Annotated in this window: 12 protein-coding genes and 1 tRNA gene; 7 read left to right on the top strand and 6 right to left on the bottom strand. The window is 49.5% G+C overall.

What is annotated here, in order from left to right:
• Positions 1 to 38 precede the first annotated feature (38 nt).
• Together kdsA and mnmL are read left to right on the top strand one after the other, a co-directional pair.
• Entirely contained in the window at positions 39 to 893 is an 855-nt protein-coding gene (gene kdsA / locus AYY16_RS04745; protein WP_067362719.1) for a 3-deoxy-8-phosphooctulonate synthase, read from the top strand.
• A gap of 6 nt (positions 894 to 899) precedes the next feature.
• Entirely contained in the window at positions 900 to 1,853 is a 954-nt protein-coding gene (gene mnmL / locus AYY16_RS04740) for a tRNA modification radical SAM protein MnmL/YtqA (RefSeq protein ID WP_067362716.1), read from the top strand.
• Here the strand turns inward: mnmL and AYY16_RS04735 are convergent.
• The 3 genes from AYY16_RS04735 to AYY16_RS04725 form a co-directional block, all read right to left on the bottom strand.
• Positions 1,804 to 2,253 carry a methyltransferase family protein gene (locus AYY16_RS04735; RefSeq protein WP_067364703.1) on the bottom strand — a complete coding sequence of 150 codons (450 nt, stop codon included), beginning with the start codon at positions 2,251 to 2,253 and terminating at the stop codon, positions 1,804 to 1,806. The genes mnmL and AYY16_RS04735 overlap by 50 nt on opposite strands.
• 90 nt (positions 2,254 to 2,343) lie before the next feature.
• Entirely contained in the window at positions 2,344 to 4,065 is a 1,722-nt protein-coding gene (gene dauA / locus AYY16_RS04730) for a C4-dicarboxylic acid transporter DauA (protein WP_067362713.1), read from the bottom strand.
• 319 nt (positions 4,066 to 4,384) lie between these two features.
• Positions 4,385 to 4,474: transfer RNA gene (locus tag AYY16_RS04725), tRNA-Ser, on the bottom strand.
• A 336-nt stretch (positions 4,475 to 4,810) separates the two neighbouring features.
• Between AYY16_RS04725 and ghrA the strand changes: the two genes are divergently transcribed.
• Complete coding sequence (gene ghrA / locus AYY16_RS04720; RefSeq protein ID WP_067362710.1) at positions 4,811 to 5,752, top strand: glyoxylate/hydroxypyruvate reductase GhrA; 942 nt, start codon at positions 4,811 to 4,813, stop codon at positions 5,750 to 5,752.
• Positions 5,753 to 5,815: 63 nt separating this feature from the next.
• Positions 5,816 to 6,418 carry a TorD/DmsD family molecular chaperone gene (locus AYY16_RS04715; protein WP_067362707.1) on the top strand — a complete coding sequence of 201 codons (603 nt, stop codon included), beginning with the start codon at positions 5,816 to 5,818 and terminating at the stop codon, positions 6,416 to 6,418.
• An 82-nt stretch (positions 6,419 to 6,500) separates the two neighbouring features.
• On the opposite strand, the gene AYY16_RS04710 is transcribed toward AYY16_RS04715, so the two are convergent.
• The 3 genes from AYY16_RS04710 to mdtH form a co-directional block, all read right to left on the bottom strand.
• Positions 6,501 to 7,814 carry a CitMHS family transporter gene (locus AYY16_RS04710; RefSeq protein ID WP_067362705.1) on the bottom strand — a complete coding sequence of 438 codons (1,314 nt, stop codon included), beginning with the start codon at positions 7,812 to 7,814 and terminating at the stop codon, positions 6,501 to 6,503.
• Between the two features lie 334 nt (positions 7,815 to 8,148).
• Positions 8,149 to 8,706 (bottom strand): lipoprotein, encoded by a 558-nt coding sequence (locus AYY16_RS04705; RefSeq protein ID WP_067362702.1) that lies wholly within the window; start codon positions 8,704 to 8,706, stop codon positions 8,149 to 8,151.
• Positions 8,707 to 8,782: 76 nt separating this feature from the next.
• The gene (gene mdtH, locus AYY16_RS04700; RefSeq protein ID WP_067362700.1) at positions 8,783 to 9,988 is read right to left on the bottom strand and encodes a multidrug efflux MFS transporter MdtH; all 1,206 of its coding nucleotides are present in this window, start codon (positions 9,986 to 9,988) and stop codon (positions 8,783 to 8,785) included.
• Positions 9,989 to 10,154: 166 nt separating this feature from the next.
• Here mdtH and rimJ point away from each other — a divergent pair, with 166 nt between their 5' ends.
• The 3 genes from rimJ to uhpC all read left to right on the top strand — a co-directional run bounded on the left by rimJ (position 10,155) and on the right by uhpC (position 14,184).
• The gene (rimJ, locus tag AYY16_RS04695) at positions 10,155 to 10,739 is read left to right on the top strand and encodes a ribosomal protein S5-alanine N-acetyltransferase (protein ID WP_067364700.1); all 585 of its coding nucleotides are present in this window, start codon (positions 10,155 to 10,157) and stop codon (positions 10,737 to 10,739) included.
• 74 nt (positions 10,740 to 10,813) lie between these two features.
• Positions 10,814 to 12,349 carry a murein biosynthesis integral membrane protein MurJ gene (gene murJ / locus AYY16_RS04690; RefSeq protein WP_067362697.1) on the top strand — a complete coding sequence of 512 codons (1,536 nt, stop codon included), beginning with the start codon at positions 10,814 to 10,816 and terminating at the stop codon, positions 12,347 to 12,349.
• Between the two features lie 497 nt (positions 12,350 to 12,846).
• Complete coding sequence (gene uhpC, locus AYY16_RS04685) at positions 12,847 to 14,184, top strand: MFS transporter family glucose-6-phosphate receptor UhpC (RefSeq protein WP_067362694.1); 1,338 nt, start codon at positions 12,847 to 12,849, stop codon at positions 14,182 to 14,184.
• Positions 14,185 to 14,299 lie beyond the last annotated feature (115 nt).

Below are 14,299 nucleotides of genomic sequence, written 5' to 3'. Positions count from 1 at the left end.
GAATAAGGGTATAATTGACTCTGTCAGAAGGTTATAGCATGCAACAGAAAATCGTAAATATCGGGGATATCCGTGTCGGCAATCAGTTGCCGTTTGTCCTGTTCGGCGGAATGAATGTACTCGAATCCCGCGATTTGGCGATGAAAATCTGCGAACATTACGTTACCGTCACGCAGAAGCTGAATATTCCTTATGTGTTCAAAGCCTCTTTTGATAAGGCTAACCGCTCTTCTATCAATTCATACCGTGGTCCGGGTCTTGAGGAAGGAATGCGGATTTTTGAAGAAATCAAAGCCACATTTGGTGTCAAAACGATCACGGATGTTCATGAAGCAAGCCAGGCACAGGCGGTGTCTGAAGTTGTTGATGTTATCCAGTTACCGGCATTCTTAGCCCGTCAGACTGATCTGGTGGAAGCGATGGCGAAAACCGGTGCGGTCATTAATATCAAGAAACCTCAGTTTATCAGCCCGGGGCAGGTTGGTAATATTGCGGATAAATTCCGTGAAGGCGGCAATGACCAGATCATTTTATGTGATCGTGGTGCAAACTTCGGTTATGACAATCTGGTTGTCGATATGCTGGGCTTTAAAGTGATGGAAAAAGCCTCCGGCGGCTGTCCGGTTATCTTTGATGTAACGCATTCACTGCAATGCCGTGACCCGTTTGGTGCTGCATCAGGCGGTCGTCGTGGTCAGGTTGCGGAACTGGCGCGTGCCGGAATGGCGGTGGGTCTTGCCGGTCTTTTCCTGGAATCGCATCCGGACCCGGATAATGCGCGTTGTGATGGTCCGTCTGCACTGCCGCTGGCAAAACTGGAGCCGTTCCTGCAACAGATAAAAGCGATTGATGATTTGGTAAAAAGCTTCCCTGTACTGGATACTGAAAAATAAGAACAGATGCAGCTTCATGATGTTGTAAACATGTTCGGCGCTGACCTTCAGCGCCGTTATGGCGAAAAAATCCATAAAATTACCCTTCACGGCGGTTTCAGCTGCCCTAACCGCGACGGCACCCTCGGGCGCGGCGGCTGCACGTTCTGCAATGTTGCCTCATTTGCTGATGAAAACACACAGTATGATTCTATTGAGGATCAGCTTAATCAGCAGTCCGGAAAAATCACCCGCGCAAAACGCTATCTTGCTTATTTTCAGGCATACACCAGCACATACGCAGAAGTTGAACTGTTACGTCAGATGTATGAATCCGCACTGACTCAGGCGGATGTGGTGGGACTGTGTGTCGGCACCCGTCCGGATTGTGTACCGGAAGCGGTATTGGATCTGTTGCAGTATTATCAGCAGCAGGGTTATGAAGTGTGGCTTGAGCTGGGATTGCAGACCGCGCATGATAAAACTCTCAGACGCATTAACCGCGGGCATGATTTTGCCTGTTATCAGGCAACAACCCGTGCTGCCCGGGCGCGCGGACTGAATGTCTGCTGCCACCTGATTGTCGGGTTGCCGGGAGAAACCGCGCAGGACAATCTGGTTACTCTTGAACGCGTGCTGGAAACCGGGACAGAAGGCATCAAGCTGCATCCGCTGCATATTGTGGAGGGCAGTACTATGGCAAAAGCCTGGCGCGCAGGGCGCTTACCGACTATTTCTCTGGAAGACTATATTCATATTGCCGGTGAGATGATCCGCCGTACACCGCGCGAGGTGGTTTATCACCGCATTTGCGCCAGCGCGCGGTATCCGACGTTGCTGGCTCCTGACTGGTGCAGCAATCACTGGCACGGTATGAACGGACTCTGGCAGTATCTGTCAGAACACGGCGGTCAGGGCAGTGCGTGTGATGCTAAAGCCATCGGCGGGTCTGCTGACAATACTGTGTCCATTGTTCTTTAAAGCGTCCGGCAAGAAATTGTTCCTCCTGCGGGATGCTGAACAAATCGGTTATCAGCCAGAAAATCAGCCCGGCAACCAGAAAATAAAAGGAATGCGTTAATAAAGCGAACCCGATACAGGCGGTTGTCAGCGCCAGATACACCGGGTTGCGTGACAGCCGGAACGGCCCGCCGGTGATAAGGCTGGTTGCCTCCCCGAGTGGATTCACCGTGGTGTTGTGGTGGCGGAAATACACCAGCGCTGCACCAATCCAGCCGAGACTTTCCAGCCCTGTAAGCAGGGCAAGAATGCCTGTCCAGCTACTGAACTGAAATATCAGCCCGCCTTTAAGATACAGCCAGCCCGCTGCCAGCCCGTTGAGGATAAGCCAGTTAATAAACGGTAATCTGAATATCGCCATATCACTTTTCCTCATTTCTGCATTTTCATAGCGGCGGTGCTTTTTGCCCGCCGCTATGCTCAGTATCATATTTCTTGTGCTGCCCTGCAATCAGGGCTCAGAAATCACACCGTCCATCAGATCAAGGTCAATCAGCGCTTTTGTTACAGTCGGGAAGAAACTGATTTTATTATCTACAGGGACAATTTGCGCCCGCACCAGGGTTTTCAGTGGTTGGAACGGAATATCACATACCACGATATGGGTATCAACACCGGCTTCATCGATAAAGCGGCGGAAGGCTTTCAGTCCACCGGCATCGAGTACCGGTACTGCATCCCATTGCATGACAATAGTATGATAACCGGCACTTTTTACTTTAAGATCATCAAAAATACGCTCAGCCGCGGCAAAGAACAACGGACCATTGACGCGGACAACCAATAACCCTTTGTCGTTATTGGTGAACGGTGATTCACTCAGGCGGGTCATATTCGCGATACGGCGCATAAACAGCAGAGAGGCAAGGACAATCCCGACACTGATGGCGATCACCATATCAAACAGCACCGTGAGGCTCATGCACAGCAGCAGCACGATAATATCGTCTTTCGGTGCGCGGCGGATTAACTCAATCACTTTAGCGGCTTCACTCATGTTCCATGCAACCATCAGCAGCAGCGCAGACATAGCGGCGAGCGGCAGATAAGAGAGCACAGGCGCCAGCACCAGCAGCGTCAGCAGAACCAGCAGGGAGTGAACAATAGCGGAAACAGGAGAGGTAGCCCCGGCGCGCACGTTAGCCGCAGAGCGGGCAATAGCGGCAGTCGCGGTTATCCCGCCGAAGAACGGTGCGGCGATATTTCCCAGCCCCTGACCGAGCAACTCCCCGTTGGAGTTATGTTTTTTCCCGGTCATACCGTCCAGCACGACGGCACAAAGCAGGGATTCAATCGCGCCCAGCATGGCCATTGAAAACGCGGCGGGCATCAGGGCGGCAATGGTTGACCAGCTCAAATCAAAAGGAGCGCCATTAGGTGCGGGTAAGTTCCACGGCAGAACAAATTGCGGCAGAATCGCCGGGATTCCCGCGCCCTGTGTGCCGTCCGGCAGGGTATAACTAAAGCGTGAGCCGATGGTGGCGACATCCAGATCAAAGAATGACAGGATAACCATGACCAGCATCCCGGCGATAATCGCAGGAAGGTGTCCCGGCAGGCGGACTTTGAGTTTAGGCCAGTAAATCAGCACCAGTAGTGTGGTCAGACCGATTAAGGTATCCGCAAGATGGATAGTCGGCATAGCACCTGAGAGCGCGACGACTTTATCCACATAGTTTTCAGGCACATGCTCAAGTGTCAGCCCGAAAAAATCTTTTACCTGCATGGTGGCAATGGTAATAGCAATCCCCGAGGTAAAACCGAGTACCACAGAGATGGGGATATATTCGATAAGCTTGCCGAAACGTGCCAGCCCCATCGCGAGCAGGATAAACCCTGACATAAGTGTGGCAATAAGCAAACCGGCCAGACCAAATTGCTGGGAAACGGGATAAAGGATAACCACGAAGGCGGCCGTGGGGCCTGAGACACTGAAACGGGAGCCACCGGTTACGGCAATCACAATACCGGCGACAGCCGCCGTATACAGGCCGTACTGAGGGGCAACACCGCTGCCGATAGCCAGCGCCATAGCGAGCGGGATAGCAATTATCCCGACTGTAATACCGGCAATGGTATCTTTGAGTAAGCGGGTTGCGGAATAAGGCTGATTCCGGCATGAGTCAATTAGTGCAGAAAAAAGAGGTAATCCTTTAAACATTGATATTTTCATTTCGGGACAATTGTCACCTTTAGCTATATGAATGAGAGAAGAAACAGACGCCAAAGTACAATAGTGTACGCAAAATAAAGATAAATTACGCTGAGATACATCAAATGAGGCAGGATAGAGGGTATTAAGATTAAATCAAAAACAAAATATACCCAACGTCATCCAGGATGCAGGCAGGCGGCAAGGGAAAACAGACGGGGAGCATACATCAGTATGTAACCCGGCTGGTTGAGTGCAGCTAACGAACCTGCAGTTTGAATGAATAAGGGTATAAAATGAAAAACGCCTGCTGATTGCTCAACAGGCGTTTCTCTTAATGTGGCGGTGAGAGAGGGGTTCGAACCCTCGATACGATTTCTCGTATACACACTTTCCAGGCGTGCTCCTTCAGCCACTCGGACATCTCACCGGTGTACTTCTGCTGCATTGATATCTCGCTGCAACGGGGCGTAACTATAGGGGAAGCGACGTAATGCGTCAATACAGCACATGAAAAAAAAACGTATTTTTTCGCGCGTTTAACTAAAAAAATCAGCACATTGGCGATTTACACAGCGAAAGCTGCCGGGGGTGATGACCTGTTGTATGAAAAACAATCATAAAAATATTTTTGCCGATTGACCGGATACCCGGAAATTATGCAGGTCAGTTAACAATAACAACATTTTAACAGCGTGAAAATCAGTCCGGGCTTGAATTATGTAAGGATTGCTATCAGGCTGGTAAAAAAACAGAGGAGCGCTGCATGAATATCATTTTCTACCATCCTTTTTTTAATTCCGATCTGTGGATAAACGGCATGAAAAAATATCTGCCGCAGGCGACTATCCGCAAATGGCAGCCGGGTGATAATCAGCCGGCTGATTATGCCCTGGTCTGGTTGCCGCCTCATGAATGCCTGGCGAACAGAACCGCCATGAAAGGTATTTTTGCGCTGGGCGCAGGAGTGGATGCCATTCTGAAGCAGGAGCAGGCGAACCCGGGCACATTGCCCGCCGGTGTGCCGGTGGTGCGTCTGGAAGATACCGGGATGGGCGCGCAGATGCAGGAGTATGCTGCGGTCAAAGCGCTCTGGTACTTCCGCAAAATGGATATCTATAAACGTCAGCAGGAGCAGCGGATCTGGAAAGCACAACCGGCGTTTACCGTTGATGAATTTGAAATCGGTGTACTGGGTACGGGCGTACTGGGTCGCGCTGTGGCGGAAAAACTGATTGAATTTGGTTTTAAAGTACATGGCTGGAGCCGGACTGCCAAACAAATTCCGGGCGTCACCAGTTTTCACGGTGATGACCAGTTGGATGAATTCCTCAGCCACAGCCGTCTGCTGATTAACCTGCTGCCGGATACGCCGCAGACCCGCGGAATACTCAATCAGTCACTGTTCAGTAAACTGCCTCAGAGTTCTTATCTTATTAACCTGGCGCGCGGATCGCATCTTGTCGAGAACGATTTACTGGAAGCGATTGATGACGGGCAGATTGCCGGTGCCAGCCTGGATGTGTTTGCTACCGAGCCGTTACCGGAAATGCACCCGTTCTGGACGCACCCGCGTGTGGATGTTACGCCGCATATTGCTGCCTTTACTATTCCGGCAGAAGCCATGAAAGCGATTGCCGCCAATATTGAACGGATCGAGCGGGGCGAGGCGCCGCAAGGCGTGGTGAATATGGAATTAGGCTATTAATTCTTTACAGAGATAACAGCAATCCGGACAATAGCGGCAAATTATGTAATAAGGATTTGATGTATGAATGAATTTTCACTGGTTTGCCGCCTGCTCGGAACCCTGTTTAACCGCCCGCCGTCAGATCCTGTACTGTTGCCGGTACTGAATATGATTAAACAGGGACAGCTAAAAGCGCACTGGCCGCTGGAGCAGGATGCATTGCTGATACGTCTGGCAGAGCAGTGTGACAGCGCCGTACTGACGGCAGACTATCAGCAGTTGTTTACTGATGGCGCGGTTGCTGTACACCGTTCTGACTACACCGGTGAGCCGGAAAATGATGTCCGCCAGTTTTTAAGTGAGCGCGGCATGACGGTACCGGATGCCGCTTCAGACAGTTTCGGCGCACTGTTGCTGGCAGCCTCCTGGCTGGAAGATCAGTCACAGGAAGATGAAGTCAGCGCACAGACAGCCCTGTTTGCCGATTATCTGTTGCCGTGGAGTGACAGTTTTCTGGGTAAGACTGAGGCACATGCACAATCTGCATTTTACCGCACCCTGGCGGTTCTGACCCGTGAAGCCCTTGCCGGGCTGTGGGAAGAGTTGGCGGAAAGTCAGGAAGATGCCGGTGATACTGAAGAGTGTGAAAGTGAAGAGAATGATGGCGGCGAAGATAATAATTAATTCGTGACGTTGTCACATCATGCTGAAACAGCCCGGTTTAATCACCGGGCTTTTTGATCATTTTCCGCCATACCCACGTTGTTCAGAACAAACCCAGCAACCAACCGGCAGCGAGGGTGACTAAACTGAACAGCCAGATCCAGAGAAAGGAATAGCGCAGATGGCGACCCATATCCACGCCCGCAATACCCACTGCGAGCCAGACCGCAGGTGAGAACGGGCTGACAAATGTCCCCGCGTTATTACCGATAGCCATCGCATACACCACATCAGCCGGCGGAATACCCGCAGACGCCACGATATCCCGCACAATCGGCAGCAGGGCAAAATAATACGCATCGGTGCTGGTGAAAATATCCAGCGGAACGCCTATCAGCCCGATAATAATATGAAACTGTGCGACCAGATTTTCCGGAATAATAAGCAGCAGATCCCGCGCCACTGACTCCAGCATTCCGCCTTTATCCATAACCCCGAGAAATACCCCGGCGGAAAGAATAATGGCGGCCATAGATAATGCTTGTGGCGCATGGTGGTTTATCACAGCAACCTGATCTTTGGGTTTTGGATAATTCAGTACCAGGGCGGCGGAAAGGGCGAGCATAAAGATATACGGTGCCGATAACCAGCCCAGCGCAAGGCAGACAATCGCCAGCAGGATCAGGCTGATATTGAGAAGAAACCGCTGTGGTTTTTCCGTGCCGGTATCATGGCTCTCTTCATCAAACAGTTTCAGCAGAGAGTCCTGCTCATAAGGTGTGGTACCGAACTGCGCAGCCCGCGCAATGCGGCGCTTCTCACGCAGTCCGAACAGACCGGCAACCAGAACGGATGCCACAATCCCGATGATTTGCACAGGTATCAGCGGCTGCCATAATTCGGCGGCCGGGATTCCGGTAACGGCGGATGCCCGTCCCAGTGGTCCGCCCCACGGCACCATATTCATCACCCCCATACTCAGGCACATCAGCAGCAGCATCAGATACGGGCTCATGCCCAGCCGCCGGTAAAGCGGCAGGAACGCCGGAATGATAATCAGAAATGTTGCCGCGCCCGAGCCGTCCAGATGCACAACTGCCGCAACAAGTGCAGTGACCATCGCGACAATCACCACATTGCCGCGTGTCAGGCTGACCATCAGGCGGATAAAAGGATTAAAAATATGTAAGTCTTTCATGATGCTGAAAAACAGAATAGCAAACAGGAACATAGTGGCGACATTAGCCACTTTTTTTATTCCGTAGTCAAAAAAAGCAGAGATTTCAGTCAGAGAGTAGCCCGCTAACAGTGCGCCAAGCAACGGAACCACCGACATTGCTATAACAGGGCTGGTTTTGCCGGTCATCAGCAGGGTGACAATGGCAATAATGATCAGTAATCCAATCAGCGTCAGCATCAGACAATCCTTATCACAAATAAATTCATTTTATGATGTTACTGAACAGATGAAGATGTGTATGAATTTTGTTTATAAATTGTGAGTTAACGCATTAAAAATAGTAATAAAGAATGCGGGCAATCCTATTGCGAACCAGAAATTAATTTTATGCAGCACAGAGGGCGGGTGATTAAAAAAATCGGCTTACCGTACTGAAAACAGGATGAACAGAAGAAGGTGGGGCAGACCGGTTTCGTTGCAAACCTGAAGCGGATGCCGTTTTCGTAAGTAACGGCATCATAATTCAGTAACTTAATTGTTTCGTCGCACAATTAAAAACTTTTATGGAATATCACTCAGTTAACGGAATAACTATCCGTCCGGGTTTGATTTCAATTCCTTTGGCGAATTTTTTGGCTGCGGCTTCGGCGGTATTTTCGCTGTTCAGCACATAGACCGGGGTGATATCAAAGAAAGTGCTCAGCGTGCTGTTAAGGTAGGGGATCAGGGCGGAAATCAGCGTATCCCATTTGTCCGGGTTCAGGCTGTAATTGGTGATTTCAATATCACGCATATAAATAGATCCGCTTCCGGCATCAAAATAGGGGGCGGCGCTGAGTGTCATCGAAATGGTAAAATCACGCGAACCGAACAGAGATACCAGCTTCAGTGAGCCAATACCATTTAATTTTACTTTTCCGGGCTCTTCGCGGCCAATTTCAACCAGCAGCTTTTCCAGTGTGAAATCCGCATCTGCCACACCGTCCACACCAATGCGTTTTGTCAGATGAATTTTATCAGCAATGGCACTGTTTATGGTCTCTTCGCTGACACTGATTTCGGTTAATTTATCGCAGCCTGTTAAAACCGTTGCCGACACTAATGCGGCAACGCAGAGGAACATTCTCATCGGCATCTCCTGTTGAATACGTCTCCAATTTGAATGACGTTGGGTGTTAACGCTATGATAAAAATCACAATGCCGGTTAATTTTCCGGTAATACCGCCGGGCTGACTTTTTTAGGGTTAAATTGGCGGTAGAGAGTGAACAGCGTAATAAGACCGATTGTACCGAGTAAAAACCATGGAAGTTCCGGTAATTGCATTTCTTTACCGAGATCGTAAAGCCAGCCGCCGCCGGTATAGCCGATAGCGCCGCCGAATGCCAGCCCCAGACGGCTGAAACCCATGTAACTGCCGCGTGCGCGCGGATCGGCCAGCGAAGCACTCAGTGTCTCACGCGCAGGCTCGGCAATAATCGAACCAAAGTAAAACAAACCTATAATCACAAACAATAGATGCAGTGAATGAGTCAGGGCGACCGGGAACATACTCAGGCTCATCAGAAACAGCCCGGCCATCAGGCGGGTTTCCAGCCGGAAATGTTTTTCACTCCAGCGTGCCAGCGGATAAAGCAGCGTCAGTGACAGGGCGGCTTCAATCGCGTACATCCATTTAACCGCCGCCGGTGTGCCCGCCAGCTCATTGACGATAATCGGGAACATCAGCATCACCTGAACCGACAGAATAAAATAGCCGGTCAGCGTTAATACATAACGGGAGAAAATTTTATCATTGAGTACCCTGGACATCCCTTCTTTAATCGGTGTGCGGGTGGTGGAGATGCGGTACGCGGGCAGCAGCCAGGCATTACACAGCGCGGTTATCACAAAAATACCCGCGCCGACCCAGCAGACCAGATGGAAATCATACATCAGTAACCAACTGCCGAGCAGCGCACCAATTACCGCACCGGCGCTGTCCTGCATCAGCAGCAGAGAATAAAAACGACCGCGTTCATACGGGCGGGTCAGTTTTATCACCAGCGCGGTACGCGGCGGATCAAACAGGGTACCGCCGAGAGCGGACAGTACGCAGGAGAGCCAGAGTATCCAGGGCTCATCCGCCATTGCCATCAGTGCGAATCCGCCGGCGCGCAGAAACATGCCGATAACAATCATCGGCTTGGCACCAAATCTGTCAGCAATTGCGCCGCCGAAAATCCCCAGCCCCTGCTGGACTAACTGGCGCAGCCCCAGCGCAAAGCCCACCACAATCCCGGCCCAGCCCAGTTGTTCAACGAAACGGATGGATATCAGCGGAAAGACCACAAAGAACCCGAGAACAACCAGTAAATTGTCCGCGAGCAACCAATATTTACCCAGTGTACGGGCTTGTCTGACGAGTGACATTAAACACCACATTAAACGTTGAAAGGGAAAGAAAAAAGGGAGATGATAATCGTCTTTATTCTCTACTGAATGCAGTTATTAAGATAGCGGATTCAGTATGATATTTTTTTATCGACGAACCGTTGTTAAGCCTGCTTTAACCGGGTTCTCTGAGTGAGGGATTATGCTGTTCGGCTATCGCGCTAACACTCCGCTGGTTCGTTTTGCGACAGACAGACTGGTTGTCCGCCTGGCACATGAACGGGATACGCACCGTATCAGTGAATATTATTGTGAAAATGAAGCGTATCTAAAACCCTGGGAGCCCATCCGCGACCGCAGCCATTATCATCCTTCCGGCTGGTCTTCCCGCCTGCAACTGATGACGGATATGCACCGTCAGGGAAGCGCATTTCATTTTCTGCTGCTGGATCCGGAAGAAAATGAAGTCATGGGAGTGGCAAATTACAGTAATGTTATCCGCGGTGTCTTTTTTGCCTGTTATCTGGGTTACTCACTTGGTGAAAAATGGCAGGGAAAACATTATATGCAGGAAGCGCTGGAGCCGACCATCCGTTTTATGCAGCGCCAGCAGGGTATGCACCGCATCATGGCAAATTATATGCCGCATAATCAGCGCAGCGGGCAACTTCTTACGCGCCTCGGGTTTGAAAAAGAGGGCTATGCGAAAGATTATCTGATGATCAACGGGCAGTGGCGTGACCATGTTCTGACCGTACTGACCACCCGGGATTGGGTAAAGCCACGTTAACGGCGGGTTTTTCTGTCCCGCCCGCATTAACGTGATACTATTTCCGCCCTTGTTATCTGACCAGCACACTCAGCATGAATTTATTGAAATCTCTCGCCGCAGTCAGCTCGATGACGATGTTCTCGCGTGTACTCGGCTTTATCCGCGATGCAATTATTGCCCGGATTTTCGGGGCGTCGATGGCAGCCGATGCCTTCTTTGTCGCCTTTAAACTGCCTAATCTGTTACGGCGAATCTTTGCTGAGGGGGCATTCTCCCAGGCATTTGTACCGATTTTATCGGAATACAAAACGCAGGAGGGCGAAGAGGCGACACAAACCTTTATCGCCTATGTTTCCGGGATGCTGACACTGATCCTGGCGGTAGTGACGGTTATCGGTATATTCACCGCGCCGTGGATTATTTATATCACCGCCCCCGGTTTCGTTGATGATCAGGATAAATTCGTCCTGACAACAGATCTGCTGCGGGTGACTTTCCCCTATATCTTTCTGATTTCTATTGCCTCACTGGCAGGCGGGATACTTAACACCTGGAACCGGTTTTCTGTTCCGGCATTTGCGCCGACGTTGCTTAACGTCAGTATGATAGGTTTTGCCCTGTTTGCCGCGCCGTATTTTAACCCGCCGATTATGGCGATGGCGTGGGCGGTACTGGTCGGCGGCGTATTGCAGATTGCCTATCAGCTTCCGCACCTGAAAAAAATCGGTATGCTGGTGTTACCGCGGATCTCATTTCGCAACAGCGGTGTCTGGCGGGTGATGAGACTGATGGGACCGGCTATTCTCGGGGTGTCAGTCAGTCAGATTTCCCTGATAATCAACACGATTTTTGCCTCGTTTCTGGTGTCCGGCTCCGTCTCCTGGATGTATTACGCCGATCGCCTGATGGAGCTGCCGTCTGGTGTGCTGGGTGTTGCGCTGGGTACAATTTTACTGCCGTCACTGGCGAAAAGTTTCACCAAAGGGGATACCACAGAGTACCGCAAGCTGATGGACTGGGGGCTGCGCCTGTGTTTCCTGCTGGCTCTGCCGTGTGCGGTGGCGCTGGCAATTCTGGCAGAAGCACTGACTGTCAGTCTGTTCCAGTACAAAAATTTCACCAGTTTTGATGCACTGATGACGCAGCAGGCGCTGATGGCATATTGTGTCGGGCTGATGGGTATGATTGTCATTAAAGTGCTGGCGCCGGGTTTCTATTCCCGCCAGAACATTAAAACGCCGGTAAAAATAGCCATTGCCACACTGATCCTGACCCAATTAATGAACCTCGTGTTTATCGGACCCTTTAAACATGCCGGTCTGGCGCTGTCTATCGGGATCGGGGCCTGCTTTAATGCCTCTTTACTATACTGGCAACTGCGCAAACAGGATATCTTCACGCCATTGCCGGGCTGGGGAAAATTCTTCCTGAAACTGGTTATCGCGATGTTGTTTATGGTCGTGGTTCTGCTGGGGATGCTGTATGTGCTGCCGGAATGGTCACAGGATGGTATGACACTGCGTATGCTGCGCCTGATAGGTGTGGTGATAGCAGGGGCGACTGCCTATTTTGCGGCACTCTATGCACTGGGCTTTCGTCTGCGGGACTTTGCACAACGCGGTTTATAAGCCTGATTAAATCATATTAATCAAACCGGAAACCGGCACCTGTTATCAGGCGCCGGTTTTTTTGATCCGGCGTTAATAACATTAATATATTAATGTTATTAACGGGTTGATTTTAGATTATTCTTCTTTATCATTTTGATTTTAAACGAATTAAATAAAAATTTTCTTTTTGGTTTATCGATTCAGCTAAAAAATTAAAATAGTTACACTAAAATATCAGTAAAAGCGTCGTCAAATGCAACTCTGACAGAGAATCATCATATCATTACGGGAATAATAATATAATTATCCGCGATGGGTCAGTGTTGACTCATAATAAAGAAAAATCATATTTCACTGAACGCGGACATTATTCAGGCGAATAGCCCTATTTACACTATAGCTTGAATACCATCACGTCTTTATTTATCCCACTGTATTAAAACAGTCCGCTCTATAAACAATGGTATTTATTGGCAACAATTTATAAAACCTATTATTACAGCGCGGAGAACGTAATGGCACTATTTACTGAATCGCCGGATAAACCGGTTACCATGAGTAAACCCGAGATTGATAAAACATATCGGTATTGGCGTTTACATCTGATGATCGTGAGTTATATCGGTTACGCCGTATTTTATTTCACCCGGAAAAGCTTTAACTTCGTTATGCCGGAAATGCTGGCAGATCTCGGGATCACCAAAGGTGATATCGGGATGGTGGGGACCGCATTCTATTTAACGTACGGCGCATCAAAGTTTCTGTCCGGTATTATCGGTGACCGCTCTAATCCGCGCTGGTTTATGGGACTTGGTCTGATTATGACCGGTGTGGTGAATATTCTGTTTGGTTTAACCTCATCAATTCCGTTATTTATTGCATTGTGGATGGTTAATGCGTTCTTCCAGGGCTGGGGATGGCCACCGTGCTCTAAAATACTGAATACCTGGTATTCGCGCAATGAACGGGGTTTCTGGTGGTCTATCTGGAATACGTCTCATAATATCGGCGGGGCGATTATCCCGATCCTTTCAGGCAGTGTGGCGCTGTGGTTAGGCTGGCGCTACGGGATGATAATCCCGGGTATTATTGCCATTATTGTCGGGGTGTTCCTCTGTATTTTCCTGCGTGACCGCCCGCGCTCAATGGGTTTACCGACTGTCGGTGAATGGCGTGACGACCAGGTGGAAATTGCGCACGAAGAACAAGGTATGGGGCTGTCCCGCTGGACTATCCTTAAAGAATATATCTTTAAAAATAAGATAATCTGGGTATTGGCGCTCTCTTATTCGGTGATTTATATCATCCGTACCGGCATCAACGACTGGGGTAACTTATATCTGATTGAAACGCACCACTATGACTTATTAACTGCTAATGCCACTGTAATGATGTTTGAAATCGGTGGTTTTTTTGGTGCGATTATTGCAGGTTGGGGATCAGACTTAATATTCAAAGGTAACCGTTCACAGATGAACGTTATTTATACTCTCGGGATCGTTATTTCTGCTCTGTGTTTATGGGCGGTACCGATTGACAATAAATACGTTTTCTCGGCACTTTTCTTTATGACCGGTTTCTTTATTTTCGGACCACAATTTTTAATCGCGATGGCGGCGGCTGAAAACTCCCATAAATATGCATCTGGTGCATCTACCGGGTTTGTCAGCTTATTTGCGTATATCGGGGCATCTGTTGCCGGATATCCGCTGTCAAAAGTGATTGAAAATTACCAGTGGAACGGCTTCTATTCCTTACTGTTAATATTGTCGGTCGTGCTGGTGGTCTTACTGTTAATTGCCATGCAGTTGCAGGCAGCCAAAGCAAAAAGGATGAAAAAACAGGCTGGTTGAATTAACACTATTTGTGATATGGCAGATTATACCCGATGTCATTCAAGATGCAGGTTGGCTGAGTACAGCCAACGAACCTGTAGTTTGAATGGATAAGGGTATAATCCAATTATCA

It is taken from the genome of Morganella psychrotolerans, from assembly GCF_001676155.1.
GTDB lineage: Bacteria > Pseudomonadota > Gammaproteobacteria > Enterobacterales > Enterobacteriaceae > Morganella > Morganella psychrotolerans.
This window is presented reverse-complemented; position numbering and strand designations above follow the sequence as displayed.

What these genes read in the sequence shown, in the direction of transcription:
- mnmL (WP_067362716.1), top strand. Translation starts at nt 900, where the DNA reads ATGCAGCTTCATGATGTTGTAAACATGTTCGGCGCTGACCTTCAGCGC.
- AYY16_RS04710 (WP_067362705.1), bottom strand. Translation starts at nt 7,814, where the DNA reads ATGCTGACGCTGATTGGATTACTGATCATTATTGCCATTGTCACCCTG.
- uhpC (WP_067362694.1), top strand. Translation starts at nt 12,847, where the DNA reads ATGGCACTATTTACTGAATCGCCGGATAAACCGGTTACCATGAGTAAA.
- dauA (WP_067362713.1), bottom strand. Translation starts at nt 4,065, where the DNA reads ATGAAAATATCAATGTTTAAAGGATTACCTCTTTTTTCTGCACTAATT.
- AYY16_RS04735 (WP_067364703.1), bottom strand. Translation starts at nt 2,253, where the DNA reads ATGGCGATATTCAGATTACCGTTTATTAACTGGCTTATCCTCAACGGG.
- AYY16_RS04705 (WP_067362702.1), bottom strand. Translation starts at nt 8,706, where the DNA reads ATGAGAATGTTCCTCTGCGTTGCCGCATTAGTGTCGGCAACGGTTTTA.
- murJ (WP_067362697.1), top strand. Translation starts at nt 10,814, where the DNA reads ATGAATTTATTGAAATCTCTCGCCGCAGTCAGCTCGATGACGATGTTC.
- AYY16_RS04715 (WP_067362707.1), top strand. Translation starts at nt 5,816, where the DNA reads ATGAATGAATTTTCACTGGTTTGCCGCCTGCTCGGAACCCTGTTTAAC.
- kdsA (WP_067362719.1), top strand. Translation starts at nt 39, where the DNA reads ATGCAACAGAAAATCGTAAATATCGGGGATATCCGTGTCGGCAATCAG.
- mdtH (WP_067362700.1), bottom strand. Translation starts at nt 9,988, where the DNA reads ATGTCACTCGTCAGACAAGCCCGTACACTGGGTAAATATTGGTTGCTC.
- ghrA (WP_067362710.1), top strand. Translation starts at nt 4,811, where the DNA reads ATGAATATCATTTTCTACCATCCTTTTTTTAATTCCGATCTGTGGATA.